Genomic DNA, 20220 nt, shown 5'->3' with positions numbered 1-20220 from the left:
GATTACGGCGACATATAATCAGATAGATTTTATAGCTTTTATAAACTGCATAAGCAGTAAGGCACGGCGGGCCGTGCCTTACTCTTAGCAAATTTTAGTGGTCCAATCTTCGCAGTTCCATACCTCTGTGACTATATCCTGATAGAATTCTTTTTCATGGCATATGAGGAGGATTGTTCCCCTGTATTCTTTAAGAGCTCTTTTGAGCTCTTCCTTTGCATCCTGATCAAGATGATTGGTGGGCTCATCCAGCACCAAAAAGTTGGTTTCCTTGTTTATAAGCTTGCACAGCCTGACCTTAGCCTGTTCCCCGCCGCTCAATACAACCACCTTGCTTTCGATATGCTTGGTGGTAAGGCCGCATTTGGCCAGGGCTGCCCTTACCTCATACTGAGTGTAAGAGGGGAATTCCGTCCAGACCTCTTCTATGCAGGTGTTATAATTTGCTTCCTTCATTTCCTGTTCGAAATAGCCTATATCCAAATTATCTCCTAATTCTATAGTTCCTGAAAGTGAAGGGATTTCACCCAATATGCTCTTCAGCAAAGTGGTCTTCCCTAAACCATTTGCACCTATCAGAGCAATTTTTTGCCCTCTTTCAATATATATATCCAGGGGCTTTGATAATGGCTCATTGTATCCTATGATCAGGCCCTCGGTGCTTACCACGGATTTTCCCGATAACCGGCCTTTTCTGAAGTTGAATTCAGGCTTTGGCTTTTCTTTAGCCAGCTCTATTATCTCCATTTTGTCAAGCTTCTTTTGCCTTGACATCGCCATATTCCTTGTGGATACCCTTGCTTTGTTTCTGGCTACGAAATCCTTAAGCTCGGCAATCTCTTGCTGCTGACTTTTGTATGCGGCTTCCAGCTGAAGCTTTTTGGCTTCATATATCTGCTTGAAATTGTCATAATCGCCCACATACCTGTCTAAGCTTTGATTTTCCATATGATATATGATGTTTACAACACTGTTTAAAAATGGCATATCATGAGAGATCAGGATAAAGGCATTTTCATATTGCTGCAGGTATCTCTTCAGCCATTCGATATGCTGCTCATCCAGGTAATTGGTGGGCTCATCGAGAAGAAGTATATCAGGCTTTTCCAGCAGGAGCTTTCCTATCAAAACTTTTGTCCTCTGCCCACCGCTGAGATCATTTACATCTTTATCAAGACCTATATCTGTTAATCCAAGTCCTCTTCCTATTTCTTCTATTTTGGAGTCTATGACATAGAAATCATTGTGGGTTAAAATATCCTGTATATTGCCCATATCTTCCAGAAGGGCTTCCAGCTCAGCTTCTTTCGCATCAGCCATTTTATTGCATATTTCATTCATTTCTTCTTCCAGATCAAACAGGTATTGAAAGGCTCCTCTTAAGACATCTCTCAAGGTCATTCCATTTTTTAAAACAACATGCTGGTCCAGATATCCTACTCTTACCCTTTTAGACCATTCAATATGGCCTTCATCGGGCTCCAGTTTGTTTGTGATCATATTCATAAAAGTAGATTTTCCTTCTCCGTTGGCTCCGATAAGGCCTATATGCTCGCCTTTCAATAAACGAAAAGACACATTTTTAAATATTGCTCTATCACCAAAGCCGTGGCTTAAATTTTTTACTGTTAATATGCTCATCTTTATCCCTCACATAATTCTAATAAAAACATATATCCATCATTATATATGAGAGCATGTCTCTTGCAAAGAGTAATTTCGTTTTTCGGTTTGCACTTTTTATGAATATATACGGCCATAATTCATAGAATAATTAATGACTGTTATTTTGCCGGTATATTAAAAGGAGTGATTGATATTAAAGCTGTGATAATGGCCGGCGGAAAAGGAACCAGATTGAGGCCGTTGACTTGTGGAATTCCTAAGCCGATGGTTCCTATATTTGATAAGCCGGCCATGGAATATACAATAAAGTTACTGAAGAAAAATGGCATTGAAAGTATTGGGGTCACAGTTGCATATCTACCGCAGGTTATCATGGATTATTTCAACGATGGAGCAGATTATGGAGTGAAGCTTCGTTATTTTATAGAAGATGCACCGTTAGGCACTGGCGGAAGCGTAAGAAATACGGGAGATTTTTTGGAGAACACATTTATAGTAATGAGCGGTGATGCTCTTACAGATTTGAATTTGCATGAAGCTCTAGAGTTTCACAAAAACAAAAAGTCAAAAGCAACCCTTGTGCTGAAGAGAGAAGCGGTACCCATCGAGTATGGAGTTATAATAACCGATGGTGATGGCTCTATAGTACGGTTTCTGGAAAAGCCAAGCTGGGGAGAGGTTTTCAGCGATACTGTCAACACGGGAATTTATATACTTGAGCCGGAGGTGCTGGAGTATTATAAGCCCGGCGTGAATTTCGATTTCAGCAAAGATTTGTTCCCTAAGCTTCTTAGAGACAAGGTGCCCATATATGGGTATATTACCGAGGACTACTGGTGTGATATAGGTGATTTGAGCTCCTACAGGCAGGTGCATTTCGATATATTGGATAAAAAGGCAAAGGTAGATTTGGATGCTGTTGAGAGCCCCCAGGGCATATGGCTTTCTTCCGGGATTAATATAAGCAGCAGTGTAAGATTGGCTTCTCCCGCTTATATAGGGAGGGATGTTGCCATAGAGGATAATGCTCTGGTAGATTCCTATTCTGTAATATCTCAAAATTGCAGAATAGGTTCAAAGAGCAGGGTCAAAAGAAGCGTGGTATGGAAGAGTGTCGACATCGGCGAAAACTGCGGTATAAGCGGAGGTGTGATCTGCTCAGGTTCATCAATAAAAAATAATGTAAAAATCTTTGAAAATTCAGTGACAGGGGAGAATTCTATAATACTGGAAAACTGTATAATCAAGCCTGATGTGAGGATATGGCCCGGCAAGAAGATATATGAGAATACTATTGTGAATCACAATATAATATGGGGAACCAAAGCGACTAAAAATATATTCGGCTCAAGGGGCGTATCAGGGATATTGAATCAAGAAATTTCACCTGAATTTTGCTCAAGCCTGGGGTCTGCCTTTGCTGCAGCAATAGGAAAAAATGCAACACTGGTAGTAGGAAGTGACAATAGCACCCAATCCTATATCGCTAAAAGCTCTTTTGCAGCCGGTGTTTTATCCTTGGGAGGCCAAACAATACTGCTTGATAACTCTATAGCTCCTATGAGCAGGTTTGGAGTTAACTATCATAGAGCAAACGGAGGCGTTCATATACACACCTCCAAGGCAAAGCCGTATAAAACCTATATTGAATTCTTTGATGAAAATGGAATAAATATAGGGCGAAGCAAAGAGAGAGGGGTAGAAAACCTATTAAATCAAGATGATTATGATAGATGCAAGGCTGAGGATGTAAAAACCATAATGCGGATGGAGAACTTTCAAGAGATATTTATCAGGCAAGGAGTTAACCTTATACAGAACATAGATGAAATAAGACGAAGAAATTACAAAATAATTCTTGCGTCACAATCTGAGAGCGCTTCAACCATTGCATATAAGTATTTGCAGAATTTAGGCTGCAGCGTTAGCCTGGTATGGGGCGACGCCGATAATATAAAGGAGCCGGGAATCTACAAGCATATGGCTAGATTGATATTGAGAAAAAAGGCGGATTTAGGGGTAATAATCCACGAAAATGGAGAAAATCTCATGCTGATAGATAAAACGGGCAGAGTAATAAAAGATGAAGAATATCTTCTGTTGGCAGAGTTAATAGCTATAAAAGGTTATAATGCGGAGAATCTTGTTTTTCCTCATGCTTTTCCGAGAGCTGCGGAAAAGATTGCAGAGTTTAACGGAGCCAGGATTTTTAGAACTTCTTCAAGCACAGCAGAAATAATGAGAAAGATGGTGGAACTGCAAAGCCCATCTGTTCAATTTGTTTTAAATCACAACAGCATATGGACCTTGGGCTATCTGCTTGAGTATATGAATAGGGAGAACATAGGCGTAGCCGAGCTGATGGATGAAATACCCGAATATTACTATCTAAAAAAGGAAATCAGCTGCGATTGGAAGGATAAAGGCAGGATCATCAGAGAAATTGCTTTTGGGTCAAATCTGGAAGACATAGAGCTCATTGAAGGCGTAAAGATAAACGATTCCAGGGGATGGGCGCTGCTTTTGCCCGATGGTGAAAAACCCTTATTCAATATTTACACGGAGGGCTATACAGAGGAAATGGCCAGGGAATTATCAGCGGATCTAAGTGAGAAGATAGCTGAGCTTTTAAAAAATCAGAGAGGATAACCTTGATTCCACTGCAATAACTCTAATTAATCTGTTGTCTTTACTGATAAAAGAGTGCATTGAGAAGGAGCTTAAAAAATCTTAGTTCCGGAGCTCTGTAATCGTTATCAGTTAGCACAATAGATTCAGCAATGAATTATTGCAGTGGAACCTTTGATTTTTTAGCTATAGAGAGGTGTGGGAAAATCAATGAATGAAATTGAAGAGATCAAAGACGTTCTTTTAAACAGGGAGGAACTGCTGGCACACGGATGCAACATAGGGCAAAAGCATAGGCTTAAGAAAAGAAAGGAATCCACCAAAAGGCTTAAGAAGCGATTGGAAGAAAACTATAATGTTATTTTTGATATATATAAAAAGCTGGACAGCATATCCAAGGATAATGTTGATATGGCCACCGCATCAGAATGGCTGATGGACAATTTTTATAAAATAGAAGAGCAGGTCAAGGATGCAAGATTGAACATAGATCATGAACGGTTTTATAGGCTAAATGCTTTAGCATCCGGGTATCTGAGGGACTATCCGAGGGTATATTCCCTCGCATTGGAGTATGTTTCCCATACAGACGGAAGCATAGATACAAATTTGTTCATAGATTTTATAAAGGCCTATCAATCGAATCAGATACTGACGATATCGGAGGTATGGGCCTTATCTCTGGTGACCAGGATTGCTTTGGTGGAGAATATAAGAATAATCTGTACTGCAATATATGATACTCAGCTTCAATGGAATAAAGCAGAACAAGATTTGAAGCTTAATAATGATGAGCTGCTTGATGCCATAGAGGAAAGTCTGGAGATAAGGAGCAGGCTCAACACCCCTTACATAGAGCATATGCTGGCTTGCATCAGAAGATCGGGCGTTGAATTTGGAGAGATTTATAGCTATCTGGAAAAAAGGCTTGATGAATATAACACTACAATAGGAGATTTGGTTCAATACGGGCACAAAGAGTATGCCGTAAGGAAGGTTTCCTTGGGAAATTCCATCACAAGCCTGCATAGCATATCCACAATGGATTGGAATGATATATTCGAATCCATAAGCATAGTTGAGGAAAAGCTTTCGAAGGACCCGGCAGGCATATACTCACTCATGGATTTTGAATCAAGGGATTATTACAGAAAGGCAATAGCAAAGATATCAAGAAGCTGGGGAGTTTCAGAAACAAGAATTGCAAACATTGCAATAAGCCTGAGCAAAGCGGCGAAGGATTCGGGCAAAGCCTTCAAGGCAACCCATGTAGGATATTACCTTATCGATGAAGGCAGACAGGAGCTGTTTTCACAGCTAAAGATTAAAAAAGGGGAATCCAGGCTAAAATCTATAGCTTCCTATATAGTTTCCATTATATCTCTTACAGCCTTATTCATCATATTTGGGGTCAATATGATGAATAAGGGCTGGAGCAATGAGAAAATATTGCTGCTATCCGCTTTATTGCTTATCCCGGCCTCAGAAATCGGAGTCAGCCTGGCAAACTATATATTTATGAAGCTTTATAAGCCTGCTATGCTTCCACGGCTTGAATATGGCGGAGGCATTCCTGATGAAGCCAGAACGATGGTTATCATACCCGCTTTATTGAGTGATAAAAAATCTGCCCGGGAATTGATTGAAAAAATGGAAGTGTACTACCTGGCCAATAAAGATAAAAATGTTTTTTTCGGTTTGGTTGGCGATTTCAAGGACTATAAAGCTGAGACAAACCCTGACGATAAAGCCATCATAGATACTGTCATGGCAGGAGTAAAGCATCTGAATGAGAAGTATGATGAAGAAGGCGGAATAAAGTTCTACTATTTTCACAGGAAAAGAGAATACAACCCAAAACAAGGCAAGTGGATGGGCTGGGAACGGAAAAGAGGAGCGATCATACACTTCAATAACCTGATTACGGGCAGGCCAAACACCTCCTTTATATATAAATCCTCTGATACGGACGCTTTAAAGGACATCAGATATATCATAACGATAGATTCCGATACAAATCTTGTTATGGATAGTGCAAGAAAGCTTATAGGCACCATTTCTCACCCGCTTAATAGGGCTGTTTACGATCCGGATTCAGGTGTGGTTGCGGATGGCTACGGCATCATTCAGCCCAGGATCGAAATAGATATTATGGATTCTCAGAAAACCTTGTTTGCAGAAATATTTGCGGGAGACGGGGGGATCGATCCATACACAACAGCCGTATCAAATATCTATCAGGATGTTTTCGGAGAAGGCATATTTACCGGTAAGGGAATCTATGATTTAAAGCTATTTAATGAAGTGACAGAGAAGAGGATAGAGGATAATACAATTTTAAGCCATGACCTTTTAGAAGGAAGCCTTCTTAGAACCGGATTGGCTGGAGATATCAGCCTCATAGATGGTTTCCCCGGGAAATACGGTTCTTATTCCGCCAGACAGCATAGATGGGTGAGAGGGGACTGGCAGCTGATCAAATGGATCTTTGGCAAAAAACCTCTGTCGGCTCTTTCAAGATGGAAGATGATAGATAATCTCAGAAGGAGCATGCTGCAGCCTTCTCTATACTTGCTGCTGCTGGGTACAGCCTTTTTGCCTGTTGCGGCTTCAAAGCTCTTGTATATTATACTGCTTATAATCTTATTCCCCCACATACTGAGATTTTTTTCTTTAGATATAGTAAGGAACAGAGATGTGGGCCGGTATACAGAACAATTAAAAACAGCTGCATATCAGCTTTTTATAATCCTTGCTTTTTTGCCCTATAATGCTTATCTGATGGCAGATGCAATAGTGAGGACCCTGTATAGAGTATTTTATTCCCGTAAAAATTTGCTGGAATGGCTTACAGCGGCAGATGCTGAGAAAAAGATCAAGCTGAATTTCAGGGGATGCCTTTGGAAAATGAGACAGGCTCCGACTTTATCACTGCTCTATGCAGCGGCTATTGCCATATCAGGAGCACGATATGACGCGGCATCTGTATTCTTTATAATTCTATGGATTGCCTCACCTTATATTGCTTACAGGATAAGCAATGATTCCATAAAACAAAAGCCTGTTTTATCCGGAGAGGATAGGGAAAATATTGAGAGGATCGGCAGAAATACCTGGTCCTATTATGAGAAATTGGTATGCAAAGAATCTAATTTCTTGCCTCCTGACAATTATCAGGAATACCCCCTGAAGGGAGCAGCCCCGAGAACCTCTCCTACAAACATAGGCTTATATATGGTATCAACTTTAGCAGCCGTTGATCTGGGCTATATTACAATGTCCCAGGCATTGGAAAGGCTCAATAATACTATGGATACCGTGGAGAAGCTGGAAAGCTGGAAAGGCCATTTATACAACTGGTATGATATTAAAACTCTGGAGGTTCTTAGGCCCCATTATGTATCAACGGTTGACAGCGGAAATTTCATATCTTATATGCTCCTGCTGGAGCAGGCGTTGAGCGAGCCGCTTGAAAACAGTGATAATAGGAGCACGGCGGCAGACATGAAAGAGAGGATAGGGCGGATTATTGAAAGGACTAAATTTATTTACCTTTACGATAAGAAAAAAAATTTATTTTCCATAGGTTATGATGTGGATAAGGAAAGCCTTACAAACTCGTATTACGATTTGCTGGCTTCTGAAGCCAGGATAACAAGCTATCTGGCAGCAGCCAGAAGAGAGGTCCCCCTTAAGCATTGGAATAAGCTGGGAAGGTCTTTGACGCACATAGGCAGAAATAAAGCATTGGTTTCCTGGAGCGGTACTATGTTTGAATACTTTATGCCTGCTTTAATAATGAAGGACTATAGCAAGACCATTATGGATGAGACTTATAAAGGTGTGATAAAAGCCCAAAAGAGCTATGGACGCAAGAATAATGTGCCTTGGGGCACCTCTGAATCCGGCTATTACGCCTTTGACCTGGATTTGAATTATCAATATAAAGCTTTTGGCGTGCCTGATCTGGGCTTAAAAAGAGGCCTTGTTGAGGAAGTTGTGATATCTCCATATTCGACTATCCTGGCAATTAATTTTGATCCTGAAGGAGCCGCTGAAAATATCAGAAGGCTTATTGAAATGGGAATGGAAGGCAAATATGGGCTCTATGAAGCGGTAGATTTTACTCTGAGACGCATGCCTGCGGGAGCAAATCACCAGATAATAAAAAGCTATATGGCTCATCATCAAGGCATGAGCTTGCTGGCTATAAACAACTATTTAAATGATGATATATTGATAAAGCGCTTTCACAGCCATCCAGTAATAAAAGCGGGGGAGATAATGCTGCAGGAAAGGATTCCAGCAAATGCGGTGATCACTAAGGAATATAAGGAAAGCATGCCTGGGGCGGACAGACAGAAAAGACTGTATCAGGAGGGTATAAGAAGCTATGATTCTATCAATGCATTGCCTCCACCCTGCCAGATTCTTACCAATGGGAAACATTCTGTTTTTATCAACAATAGAGGCGGAGGCTTCAGCAAAATAGACGGAACATTGATAAATAGGTGGAGAGCCGATAGCATAGAGGGCGGATATGGCAACTATATATTTATCAGAGATTTGAGCAAAGACAAAGTTTGGTCTGCAGCTTACGAGCCCTTCAATGAGGATGCTGAAGCATATAATGTGGATTTTTATCAATCAAAAGCAGAGTTTACCAGAACGGATAATGATATAAAAACAGTGATGGAAGTATTTGTGTCTCCCGAAGACCATGTGGAAATCAGGAGGATAAGGATAGAAAATCACGGACACACTCCTGTTTCTTTAGAATTGACCAGCTTCATGGAAGTAACGCTTACTGCTGAGGCGGCGGATATAGCTCATAGGGCTTTTTCAAATTTATTTGTCAGGACAGAGTATTTGGAGGAATACAAGAGCCTTTTGGCAGTGAGAAAACCAAGAGAAACGGATGGCTGGGAGAGGTGGGCTTTTCATACTTCCGTAGTAGAAGGCAACGCTTCGGGGTCTATGGAATATGAAACCAGCAGGGTGAACTTTATAGGAAGAGGGAGGAGCATCAAAAATCCTTTAGCTGTTCATCAGCCGCTGTCAAATACTTCCGGAATAGTGCTAGACCCGGTGATGAGCATAAGAAGAGTGATCCGGCTGAATGCCGGAAGCTCCGGAGAAATATCTTTCGTTACAGGCTTCGGTATGTCAAGAGAAAGAATGAGAGAATTGATAGTCAAATATAGAGAAGTTTCATCCATACAGAGGGCTTATGCACTGTCAGCCACCAGAAGCCAGGTGGAGGGTTCTTTTTTAAACCTGGACACTCAAGATATTGTGAATTTTGAAAAGCTTATATCACATTTGATCTATGGGAGCCCCGGTAGAAGTGCAAATCGGGAATATATAAGGCGAAATAGAAAAGGCCAGCCCTCGCTTTGGCCATATGGTATATCGGGAGATTTGCCGATTATGCTGATGTCCATAGCTGATGAGAGAGATATTCCTATCCTCAGGCAAGCTGTCAGAGCTCATGAATTTTTGAGAATCAAAGGCTTAAGCATGGACCTGGTCATTTTAAATCTAGACGAAAGCAACTACTTGCAGCCTTTAAGAACAGCCATCCTCAATTTGGTGGAGGATAGCAACGGCAGATATTTATTAGGCACTTCCGGCGGAATATTCATCATTAATGCTTCTAATATTCCTCGCGAAGATAAGGATTTATTGCTTGCTGCTTCTGCTTTGACATTTAAGGCTGAAAAGGGTCCTATAGAAAAGCAGCTGCTTGAAATAAGCATAAGGAAGGCTGAAAATAAAAAAGCGGACAATGGTGAAAGAACGAAAAAATGTGAACTCCCTGCTATAAATGATGTTTTTATGTTCAATGGCTATGGCGGATTTGCCAGAGATGGAAGTGAATATGTCATGAACCTGAAGAAAGGGCATATTACGCCTGCTCCCTGGATAAATGTGATTGCAAATCCTAAATTCGGATTTATAATATCTGAAAGCGGCGGAGGCTATGCCTGGGCAGAGAATAGCAGGGAATACAAGATTACCTCCTGGACAAATGATCCGGTTGCAGATGAGCCACAGGAGATAATTTATATGGAAGACATGGAGAAAGGAGAAATATGGACCATCACACCAAGCGCTTCGAAAAATGCTGAACCCTGGGCAGTAAGGCATGGCTGGGGCTATACGGTATTCAACATGGACTGCTATGGAATTAAGCAGGAGTTAGAGATGTTCACACCTTTAGATGAGAAGCTTAAGGTGAATATCCTGAAGCTGAGCAATAAAGAGGACAGAGAGAAAAAGTTGAAGCTTTATTACTATGTTGAACCTGTGCTTGGGGTAAATAAAAAAGAAACAAAGCCGCATATAGTCGTTGATCATGATGCTGAGTTTGACGCGTTGATCTTAAGGAACAGCTATAATAGCGATTTCCCGGGAAGAGTAGCATTTATGGCATCCTCAGAACCCATAAAGGAGTATAAGACAAACAGGCTTGAAGTTTTAAACATGGTAGAAGAAGATGCTGATGCGGACATAGATTATGAAGCTTGCGGAGTGATCCAGATTGAGATAAGCCTGGGGGCTATGGAGGAGAAAAAAATCGGGTTCTACCTGGGGCAGAGCAGTGAATACAAGGAAATCAAGGCTATTTTGGAAAGATATAAGGATATTTCTACAGCAGAGCATGAACTGAAAATGGCAAAGCAAAGCTGGCAGGCAATCTTGGGGAAAATCAAGGTTGAAACTCCTGATAAATCCATGGACCTGCTATTGAACGGATGGCTTGCATATCAGACCATATCCTGCAGATTATGGGCCAGGTCAGGCTTTTACCAGTCCGGGGGAGCATATGGCTTCAGGGATCAGCTTCAGGATGCCGTGAATATTGGGATGCTGATGCCGGATTCGCTTAAGGAGCAGATCCTGCTTCATTGCAGCCATCAATTTGAGGAAGGTGATGTGCAGCATTGGTGGCACCCTGTGGCCGGAGATAAAGGCGTAAGAACAAGATTTACTGATGATCTGCTGTGGCTTCCTTATGCGGTTATTGAGTATATAAAGCTTACGGAGGACAATAGTGTATTAAAAATTGAGAGGCCATACATCAAGGCGGAGCCCCTTAAAGAAGGGGAGGATGAAAAATACGGCATACCGCAGGCTTCTTCTATGATGGATACTGTTTATGGGCATTGTATAAAAGCCATAGACAGAAGCTTGAATTTCGGTATTCATGATCTGCCGAAGATGGGCTCCGGAGATTGGAATGACGGTATGAATATGGTCGGCAATAAAGGAAGCGGAGAAAGCATATGGCTGGCATTCTTTTTGTATAAAATATTGGAGGGCTTTATTCCCATATGCGCTTTGATGAGGGATTCGGAAAGAGCGATAAAATATGAAACAGCCATGGATAAGCTAAAAAAAGCTATTGAGGACGATGGTTGGGATGGAAATTGGTACAAGAGAGCGTATTATGACGATGGTACCCCTCTCGGGTCTTCAGAAAATATGGAGTGCATGATAGACTCCATCGCACAAAGCTGGGCAGTATTATCCGGAGCAGCATCGCCTGAAAGGGCATCAATTGCCATGGAGTCTGTGAAAAGACATTTGGTAAAAGAGGATGAGGGATTGATACTTCTTTTTACGCCGCCTTTTGATAAAACCGATAAAAACCCGGGCTATATAAAATCCTATGTGCCGGGAGTAAGAGAAAACGGCGGGCAGTACACCCATGCTGCAGCCTGGGTCATATGTGCCTTTGCCCGACTGGGTGAAGGTGACATGGCTCACAAATTATTTCATATGATAAATCCTATAAATCATGCCAGAACGCCCCTTGAATGCGCTGTCTATAAGACGGAGCCTTATGCCGTAGCTGCTGATGTATATGCTGTAAGTCCCCATACAGGAAGAGGCGGATGGTCATGGTATACGGGAGCTGCCGGTTGGATATACAGAGCGGGTATTGAATATATATTGGGTATAAAAAAGAGAGGAAGCCGATTATTCATAGAGCCATGCATACCTCAGGACTGGCATGGATATAAGGTGACTTACAATAACGCAGGTACAATTTACAGCATTAATGTCTTAAACCCGGAAAGCAGGAGCCGGGGAGTAGCATCACTCAGCCTGGACGGAAAATTGATAAACAGCGAAGGGATAGAGCTCTCCGATGATGGGAAGAAACATGAGATTGTGGTTTTGATGGGTTGTAAAGAATAATTAGTAAATGCTATTATATATTGAGAAGATAGGAGGATGATAAAGTGAATCTTTTTGATATCATCGGTCCCGTTATGATTGGTCCGTCCAGTTCACATACGGCCGGAGCGGCAAGGCTTGGAAAGCTGGCAAGAAACATATTTGGGGCAAGCTTTGATAGGGCGGATATAACCCTGTATAATTCTTTTGCCAAAACAGGCAAGGGCCACGGAACGGATAAGGCTGTTGTAGCCGGAATAATGGGTATGGATCCTGATGATGAGCGTATAAAGGATGCCTTTGAGATAGGGGGAAAAGCCGGAATTGAGATAAATTTCAGACTTGAGGACAGCAACCGGGAAGTTCACCCGAATACAGCCAAGATACAATTATTCGGAGAAAAAAGCACCATGAGCATAACAGGCTGCTCCCTGGGAGGAGGCAGAGTGATGATACAGGACATCGATGGGTTTAAAACTGAATTTACAGGTGAATATAATACCATAATAGCCATACAACATGATAAGCCCGGCATTGTAGCCTTTGCAGCCTCCTATTTGGCACAAAAAAATATAAATATTGCGCAGATGAAACTGTCAAGGAAGTCCAAGGGTGATACCGCATTGATGATCATTGAAACAGATGAAATACCCCCGAAATCGGTTAAGACAGATCTGGAAGGCCATGATGGCATATATAAGATAGTGCTATCCACTATTTGAGGAGGATGAATATATGTCCCTGTATACTATGCAGCAAATAATTGAAGCTGCAGAACAAAAAGGTGCAAAAATATCGGATATTGCTTTAGAGATGGAGAGCAAGGAAAGCGGATTGTCTGCTGAAGAAATAAAGAAAAGAATGTATTCCAATTATGCTGTGATGAAAGATTCCGTATCCAATGGCATTAGTCAGGTAATACCCTCAGTAAGCGGCCTCACCGGGGGAGAAGGATACAGGCTATGGCAGGAAAGGGATAAAGGGCTGTCAGGTGAGACGATATTGAGTGCGGCTTCCAGGGCGATGGCTGTTTCTAATGTCAACGCCTCTATGGGCAAGATAGTAGCTGCTCCGACAGCCGGCTCCTGCGGGATTATTCCGGGAGTGCTGATGACCGTAGGAGAAAGACTGGGCAAATCCGATGAAGAGATAGCAGAATCTTTGATCACCACTGCCGTTGTAGGCAAGGTTATCGCTCAGAATGCGACCCTGGCCGGAGCTGAAGGGGGATGCCAGGCAGAATGCGGAGCTGCTTCTGCTATGGCTGCTGCAGCAGCGGTCGAATTGTCAGGCGGAACACCGTCTCAAGCCGGAGATGCGGCTGCTATAGCTATGAAGGGTGTCATGGGTCTTGTCTGCGATCCTGTAGCTGGCTTAGTAGAAGTCCCTTGCATCAAAAGGAACAGCTTTGGCGCAGCCCAGGCTATACTTGCAGCAGATATGGCCATATCTGGAATAAAAAGCGTAATACCTGTTGATGAGGTCATTAAGGCTATGGGCGAGGTAGGTCATGCCATGCCTGTGGAACTCAGAGAAACTTCCATGGGCGGTCTTGCGGCTACAAGCACCGGGAGGGCATTGGAAGAGAAGCTGGTGAAGAAAGAATAAGAGATTTTGATGCACGAGAGTGTATAGCTCTCATAATAATAAAAACTTTATATATAAAACAAAACGGCTCTAGGTGTTCTAGAACCGTTTTGTTTTATGCATGAACTGTTTTAAAATGCTGCATTTTTCAACTTATTGACGTTTATAGGACGCCTGAAAAATACAATAAAGATATGAACGATTTAATTTTTATGGGAGGGATTATGATAATGAATACAAAAGTTCCTAGTGATATACAAATAGCACAGCATGCAAAAATGAAAGACATTTGTGATATAGCCAAAGAATGCGGAATACTTGAGGATGAACTTGAACTATATGGTAAATACAAAGCGAAGATATCTCTCAATATATTAGATAGATTGAAAGATAAAAAGGACGGAAAGCTTGTATTAGTGACAGCCATTACTCCTACACCAGCGGGTGAGGGAAAATCAACAACTACGGTAGGTCTTGGACAAGCACTGAATAAGATTGGCAAGAAGGCTATAATAGCCCTTAGAGAACCATCCTTAGGTCCTGTTTTTGGAGTGAAAGGCGGAGCCGCGGGAGGTGGATATGCCCAGGTTGTTCCAATGGAAGATATTAATTTGCACTTTACAGGTGATATGCATGCTATTACTGCTGCTAATAATCTTGTGTCAGCAGCAATGGATAACAGTATACATCAAGGGAACCCCTTAAATATTGATACAAGACAGATTGTTTGGAAAAGAGTGCTTGATATGAATGACAGAGCCTTGAGGGAGGTTGTTGTAGGGCTTGGAGGGAAAGCCAACGGCTTTGTAAGGCAGGATGGCTTTACAATAACAGTTGCTTCGGAAGTTATGGCGGTGCTTTGCCTTTCAGATAATCTGATGGATCTGAAAAATAGGTTAGGGAAAATAATAGTAGCTTATAATATGGATGGTCAGCCTGTCACTGTAAAGGATTTAAAAGTTGATGGAGCTATGCTGCTGCTTCTTAAAGACGCTATCAAGCCTAACCTTGTACAAACCCTTGAAAATACTCCGGCCCTTATACATGGAGGGCCTTTTGCCAATATTGCGCATGGCTGCAACAGCATAATAGCTACCAAGCTGGGGCTTAAATTAGCTGACTATCTAGTGACAGAAGCAGGTTTTGGCGCAGACCTTGGCGCAGAAAAATTTCTTGACATAAAATGCAGATATGGAGACCTTAAGCCTTCGGCAGTTGTCATAGTTGCAACGATACGCGCTCTAAAGATGCATGGAGGGACAGCCAAGGGCGAGCTTAGCAAGGAAAATCTGGATACTCTTAATAAAGGCTTTGAAAACCTTGCAAAGCAAATCGAAAATATAAGGAAATTCGGTGTGCCTGTTATGGTGGGGATAAATCGTTTTGCAATGGATACGGAGGCTGAGATACAGTTTCTGCTTAGAAAGTGCAAAGAATATGGAGTTGAAGCTGCTTTAAATGAAGTGTGGGAAAAGGGCGGAGAAGGCGGAATTGAAATGGCGGAAAAGCTTATCAGCCTTATTGAACATGAAAAATCATGCTATAAGCCTATATATGAAACTGAGGCTTCAATATCTGATAAGATAGGGACAATAGTTAAGGAGATTTATGGAGGGAGCGGCGTTAAGTTCTCAGCAAAAGCTATAAAAGAAATGAAGAGGCTTGAAGAACTGGGTATGGACAAGCTGCCAATATGTATGGCTAAAACACAATATTCGCTCTCAGATAATCCACAGCTTCTTGGTGCTCCCAAAGGCTTTGAAATTACTGTTAATGAAATTAGGGTGTCAGCAGGGGCCGGGTTTATTGTATGTCTTACAGGCGATATCATGACAATGCCGGGGCTGCCTAAAGTTCCGGCAGCAGAGCTTATAGATATAGACGAAAATGGTATGGTTACAGGATTATTTTAAGAAAGGCGGTTTTTATATGATCACTAACAAAAAACTTATTGAATGCGTGCCTAACTTTAGCGAAGGAAGAGATAAGGGAAAAATAGAAAAAATTATGGATTCCTTCAGAGGCAAGAACGGAGTTAAGCTTCTTGATTATTCAGCGGATGAAAGTCATAACAGGCTTGTTGTTACTATAGTAGGAGAAATGGAACCAGTCAAAAATGCAGTCATTGAAGCCATGGGAACAGCAGCTTCGATTATAGACATGACGAAACATACAGGAGAGCATCCGAGAATGGGCGCAACAGATGTAATTCCTTTTATTCCTGTTAGAAATGTAAGTATGACTGAAGTCATAGAGTTTTCAAAGGAAGTAGCAAAAGAAGCTGCCGAAAGATATAATATACCTATATTCTTATATGAAAAATCTGCAACAAGCCCTGAGAGGGAAAACCTTGCAACAGTGAGAAAAGGACAATTTGAAGGGATGGCGGAAAAGCTTCAGCAGCCTGAGTGGAAGCCGGATTTTGGTTCTGATAAGGTTCATCCGACTGCTGGGGTAACCGCTATTGGAGCGAGAATGCCCCTTGTTGCCTTTAATGTAAATTTGAGTACTAATAACAAGGAAATTGCCGCACAGATTGCAAAAAATATTAGGCATCTCAATGGAGGCTTAAGATTTTGCAAGGCAATAGCCATTGATTTATCAGACAAGGGTATAGCTCAGGTCTCCATGAATATGACTGATTACACCAAAACAGCTCTTTACAGAGCGTATGAATTGATTAAGATTGAAGCCAGAAGATTTGGAATCCATCCTATAGGAAGTGAGATAGTAGGGACTATTCCAATGGAAGCTTTGATCGATACAGCTGTTTATTATCTTGGTGTAGAGAATTTTACTATGAACCAGATTCTTGAGACAAGATTGATGGAGTAAAATAGAGAAAAAAGAGAAATTCTGCAAAAAGCTCGGACATAACGTCTGGGTTTTTTTATAAGCTATAGGGAACAATAAATTTCTCTTTTAACCAGATGGTGAGGTATAATATCTTAAAGGCTTATTTATAGAGAGGTGAGCTTATGGAGCCAATAAATGTAAAGCTCTTTAGTACTCCGTCCGTAACCAGAAAAGATACAAGAATTGTTTTTCCATCTAGAAAAATTGAGGCACTTTTTTATTATATTGTTGTCAATAAAGAAGCTGCAAGAGAAGAATTATCCAGCCTGTTGTGGCCGGATGCCAATGCTCAGACAGGAAGAAAAAATGTAAGGAATGCTCTTTACTATATAAAGAAGAGTCTTGATATGGACATAATCATATCTCCAAACAGGTATCTAGTAACGCTCAATCCTGAAGCCCAAATCTCTTTAGATCTGGACAGGCTTTTAAGCGATGATGAATGGATTGATGCATATGCAGGAGATTTTTTACAGGGTTTTGCAGTGAAAGACGAGGAAGCTTTTGAGGATTGGATAATAAATTCTAGGGAGAAGTATAAAAGCCTTTATGTCCAGAAGCTATATAAGAAGATAAAAGAGGATTTTACATACAGAGATTACCAAAGTGCAGAGCAATGTGCGAGGCGGCTTATTGAAATTGATGAATATGACGAGAAAGCATATAGAGTGCTGATGAAAGCTTTTGCTGAAATGAATATGTATAATAAAGCCATAGATATATATAATAAGCTTTCTGAGATACTAGAAAAGGATTTAGGCATTATTCCTGATATTAAAAGCAGAACACTTTTTCAAAACATACAAGAGATAAGAAACAGCGTTGAAACAGAAAGGATAGACAAAGGCAAAAAAATATTTTACGGAAGGAAGCAGGAGCTTGCTGAACTTCATAGCAACTATAATGACTTGAAGAACGGAAGGAATTATAATTCAATATTGATTATAGGGGAAGCAGGGATAGGAAAGACGGCACTAAAAGATAAATTCCTTGAAGAAATCAGGCAAGATGATAACTTCATAATGGAATCAAGCTGTTACCAGGCAGAAGAGGGATTCCCGCTAAGGCCTTGGAACGGTATTTTGAGTAAAGTGTTCAATATAAGTGAGGAAGAAAGGCTTAAGCTTCCATTTGCGTGGAGAGATATATTGGAGGCTTTTTTCCCTTCCTTTGCATCCTATGATGAAAAATCCGAGTTGACCATTAATATAAAGGCGAATCCATTGAAGCTTAAAATGTTGGAAGAGACAATAATAAGTTTGCTTAGCAAGATCTCAAGATTAAAAAAAACCATTGTTGTATTTGATGATATACAATGGATGGATAATTTGAGCATATCACTTCTATCAGGCATATTGCTGCATATTACCGAGGGTGTTATGGTTATTGCAGCATGCAGAAACGGCTACTCACAAAGGGTAGAGGATTTTATTGTTGAGATGGTAAAGCATAACAGATTGAACAAAATAGAGCTTGACAGGTTCACCAAAGAAGAAGTCGTTGATTTTGCAAGGAAGGCCTTGCCGGATTATAACTTTGAAGATGACATATATGAAAACATCTATAAAGAAACAGAAGGCAATACATTTTTTATAGTGGAATATATCAACTCTTTACGTGAAAATAGAGAGATGGACATGATGTCTGCGAGAATGACAGACATATTGAAAAGCAGATTTATCGGAATAAGCGAAGAAGGAGTAAAAATACTAAACATCTCATCTATGTTTTTTGATGAAATATCTATTGAGATACTAGCAGAGATCAGCGGTGTGGACAAATTGAAGCTTCTAGACATACTCGATGATTTAAAAAATCGATTTATTATAAAAGAAATAGATGACAAATCGTCCCCAAGTATAATATTTACACATCAAAAACTCAGAGAATTTATATACAATATACAATCTGACAGCAGGAAGCAGATACTTCATAACAGAATAGGACAAATTCTTGAAACCAGGCTCATGGGTGATGACAGGGATATTGTTCTATATCCCAAGCTGATTTATCATTTTTCAAAAAGCGGTGATATGGAATCAGCTTTGAAATATAACATAAAGACAGCGAATTTTTATCTTGATTTCAACCATGAGCTTTTTCCAACGCTGTATGGAAATTACAGTATAGACACTTATCATCCTTATCTTACTACAGAAGACAGCTTGAAATATTTAAATAATATTGAAGAGCAGTTTGTGAAGCTGAAAGAATCCTACCCTATTATGGATCAGATAACACTGCTTGGAATAGCATTTTATCATATGAAGGGGAGGTATCTTATAAGGCAGGGCCAATATGAGAGGGGAATAGAGCTTATAAAGGATATGATCAGCAGTTCTCTTAGGGTTGGCGAGATAGATTATGCCTTAAAAGGATATAGACAGATGATTTATTACGGAATACAAACCAGGGACATGAAGATTATGGGAGAGAATATAGAAGCAGGCTTGAAAATGGCAAGAGAGTATAGCTTGAATGCCGATATTGGAATGTTTTTAAGACTCTGTGGATTGTACAAGATAATGAACAAAGAATATGAACAGGCTGAGGAATTGCTTAAACAATGCATCAACAGATTTTTATCCATTGAAAATTGCAAGGATAAATATTCCATGCATATTGCAGCAGCATACAGCTATCTGGGAGATATAAGAAGGTATAATATGAGATTTCAAAGCTCCTTAGAATACTATGACAAAGCCATATCCTTATGCGAAAGTAAAATGGCGGGCAGCAGCTTAGCAACCTTCTGTACAAATGCAGGACAAGCAGCCTTTGATGCCGGTGATTATATTAGAGCTAAAAGCTATTTCATACGCGCCTTTGAAACATATAAAAAGGTGGATTCTATATGGGGCAGAGGTACAGCTGAAGGATATATGACTCTCCTTCTTATGGCCGAGGGCAATTATAAGGAAGCTTTAGAAAGTCTCAAAAGGGCTGACCGATATTCGGATAAAATCAAGAATCCCTATGAGATAGGTCTTATATATAGAATAAAAGCAGAGATCAGATACAAAATGGAGTCCAACAATAAGCTAAGCCAGATTTTTATCGTATATCTTAATATGAACAGGAGCTACTATTGTGAAGAAGGCATAAGGTGCCTGAAAGAAGTCAATGACAAATATCAAATAGACATACTCAATATGTTTGCGGAGCAAAGATAGAGCAGAGCTTTATACCCTGCCTTTTCTTTTTATTGATCTCTTAAGTAGTAGCAGTTGGAGGTAAGCCACTAGTTCTCGAAATACCTGGGGTTGATAATTTCTTGAAAGAGAGGTTATGCAGAAAAATATTCTTGTACTAAAGAAAAAAAAGTGTTAATTTTAT

At 40.6% G+C, this 20220-nt stretch carries 8 protein-coding genes; 7 read left to right on the top strand and 1 reads right to left on the bottom strand.

Going from position 1 to position 20220, the window contains the following annotated elements; genetic code table 11:
* Window positions 1-84: 84 nt before the first annotated feature.
* Entirely contained in the window at window positions 85-1641 is a 1557-nt protein-coding gene (locus LJD61_RS01510) for an ABC-F family ATP-binding cassette domain-containing protein (protein ID WP_255225720.1), read from the bottom strand.
* Window positions 1642-1809: 168 nt separating this feature from the next.
* On the opposite strand from LJD61_RS01510, the gene LJD61_RS01505 reads away from it, so the two are divergent.
* The 7 genes from LJD61_RS01505 to LJD61_RS01475 all read left to right on the top strand — a co-directional run bounded on the left by LJD61_RS01505 (window position 1810) and on the right by LJD61_RS01475 (window position 20057).
* Window positions 1810-4275 carry a sugar phosphate nucleotidyltransferase gene (locus tag LJD61_RS01505; protein WP_255225719.1) on the top strand — a complete coding sequence of 822 codons (2466 nt, stop codon included), beginning with the start codon at window positions 1810-1812 and terminating at the stop codon, window positions 4273-4275.
* Window positions 4276-4464: 189 nt separating this feature from the next.
* Complete coding sequence (locus LJD61_RS01500) at window positions 4465-12462, top strand: GH36-type glycosyl hydrolase domain-containing protein (RefSeq protein WP_255225718.1); 7998 nt, start codon at window positions 4465-4467, stop codon at window positions 12460-12462.
* Between the two features lie 44 nt (window positions 12463-12506).
* Window positions 12507-13163 carry an L-serine ammonia-lyase, iron-sulfur-dependent subunit beta gene (sdaAB, locus tag LJD61_RS01495; RefSeq protein ID WP_255225717.1) on the top strand — a complete coding sequence of 219 codons (657 nt, stop codon included), beginning with the start codon at window positions 12507-12509 and terminating at the stop codon, window positions 13161-13163.
* Between the two features lie 13 nt (window positions 13164-13176).
* Window positions 13177-14049 (top strand): L-serine ammonia-lyase, iron-sulfur-dependent, subunit alpha, encoded by an 873-nt coding sequence (sdaAA, locus tag LJD61_RS01490; RefSeq protein WP_255225716.1) that lies wholly within the window; start codon window positions 13177-13179, stop codon window positions 14047-14049.
* A 209-nt stretch (window positions 14050-14258) separates the two neighbouring features.
* Complete coding sequence (locus LJD61_RS01485; RefSeq protein WP_255225715.1) at window positions 14259-15941, top strand: formate--tetrahydrofolate ligase; 1683 nt, start codon at window positions 14259-14261, stop codon at window positions 15939-15941.
* 16 nt (window positions 15942-15957) lie between these two features.
* On the top strand, window positions 15958-16863 hold the full coding sequence (ftcD, locus tag LJD61_RS01480; protein WP_255225714.1) for a glutamate formimidoyltransferase: 906 nt from the start codon (window positions 15958-15960) through the stop codon (window positions 16861-16863).
* A gap of 143 nt (window positions 16864-17006) precedes the next feature.
* The gene (locus LJD61_RS01475) at window positions 17007-20057 is read left to right on the top strand and encodes an AAA family ATPase (protein WP_255225713.1); all 3051 of its coding nucleotides are present in this window, start codon (window positions 17007-17009) and stop codon (window positions 20055-20057) included.
* The last annotated feature ends 163 nt before the right edge of the window (window positions 20058-20220 follow it).

Origin of the sequence: Lutispora saccharofermentans, assembly GCF_024363565.1 — a bacterium.
GTDB classification, from domain to species: domain Bacteria; phylum Bacillota; class Clostridia; order Lutisporales; family Lutisporaceae; genus Lutispora; species Lutispora saccharofermentans.
Note: the sequence above shows the minus strand (reverse complement) of the source record. Positions and strands in the feature narration are given on the sequence as shown.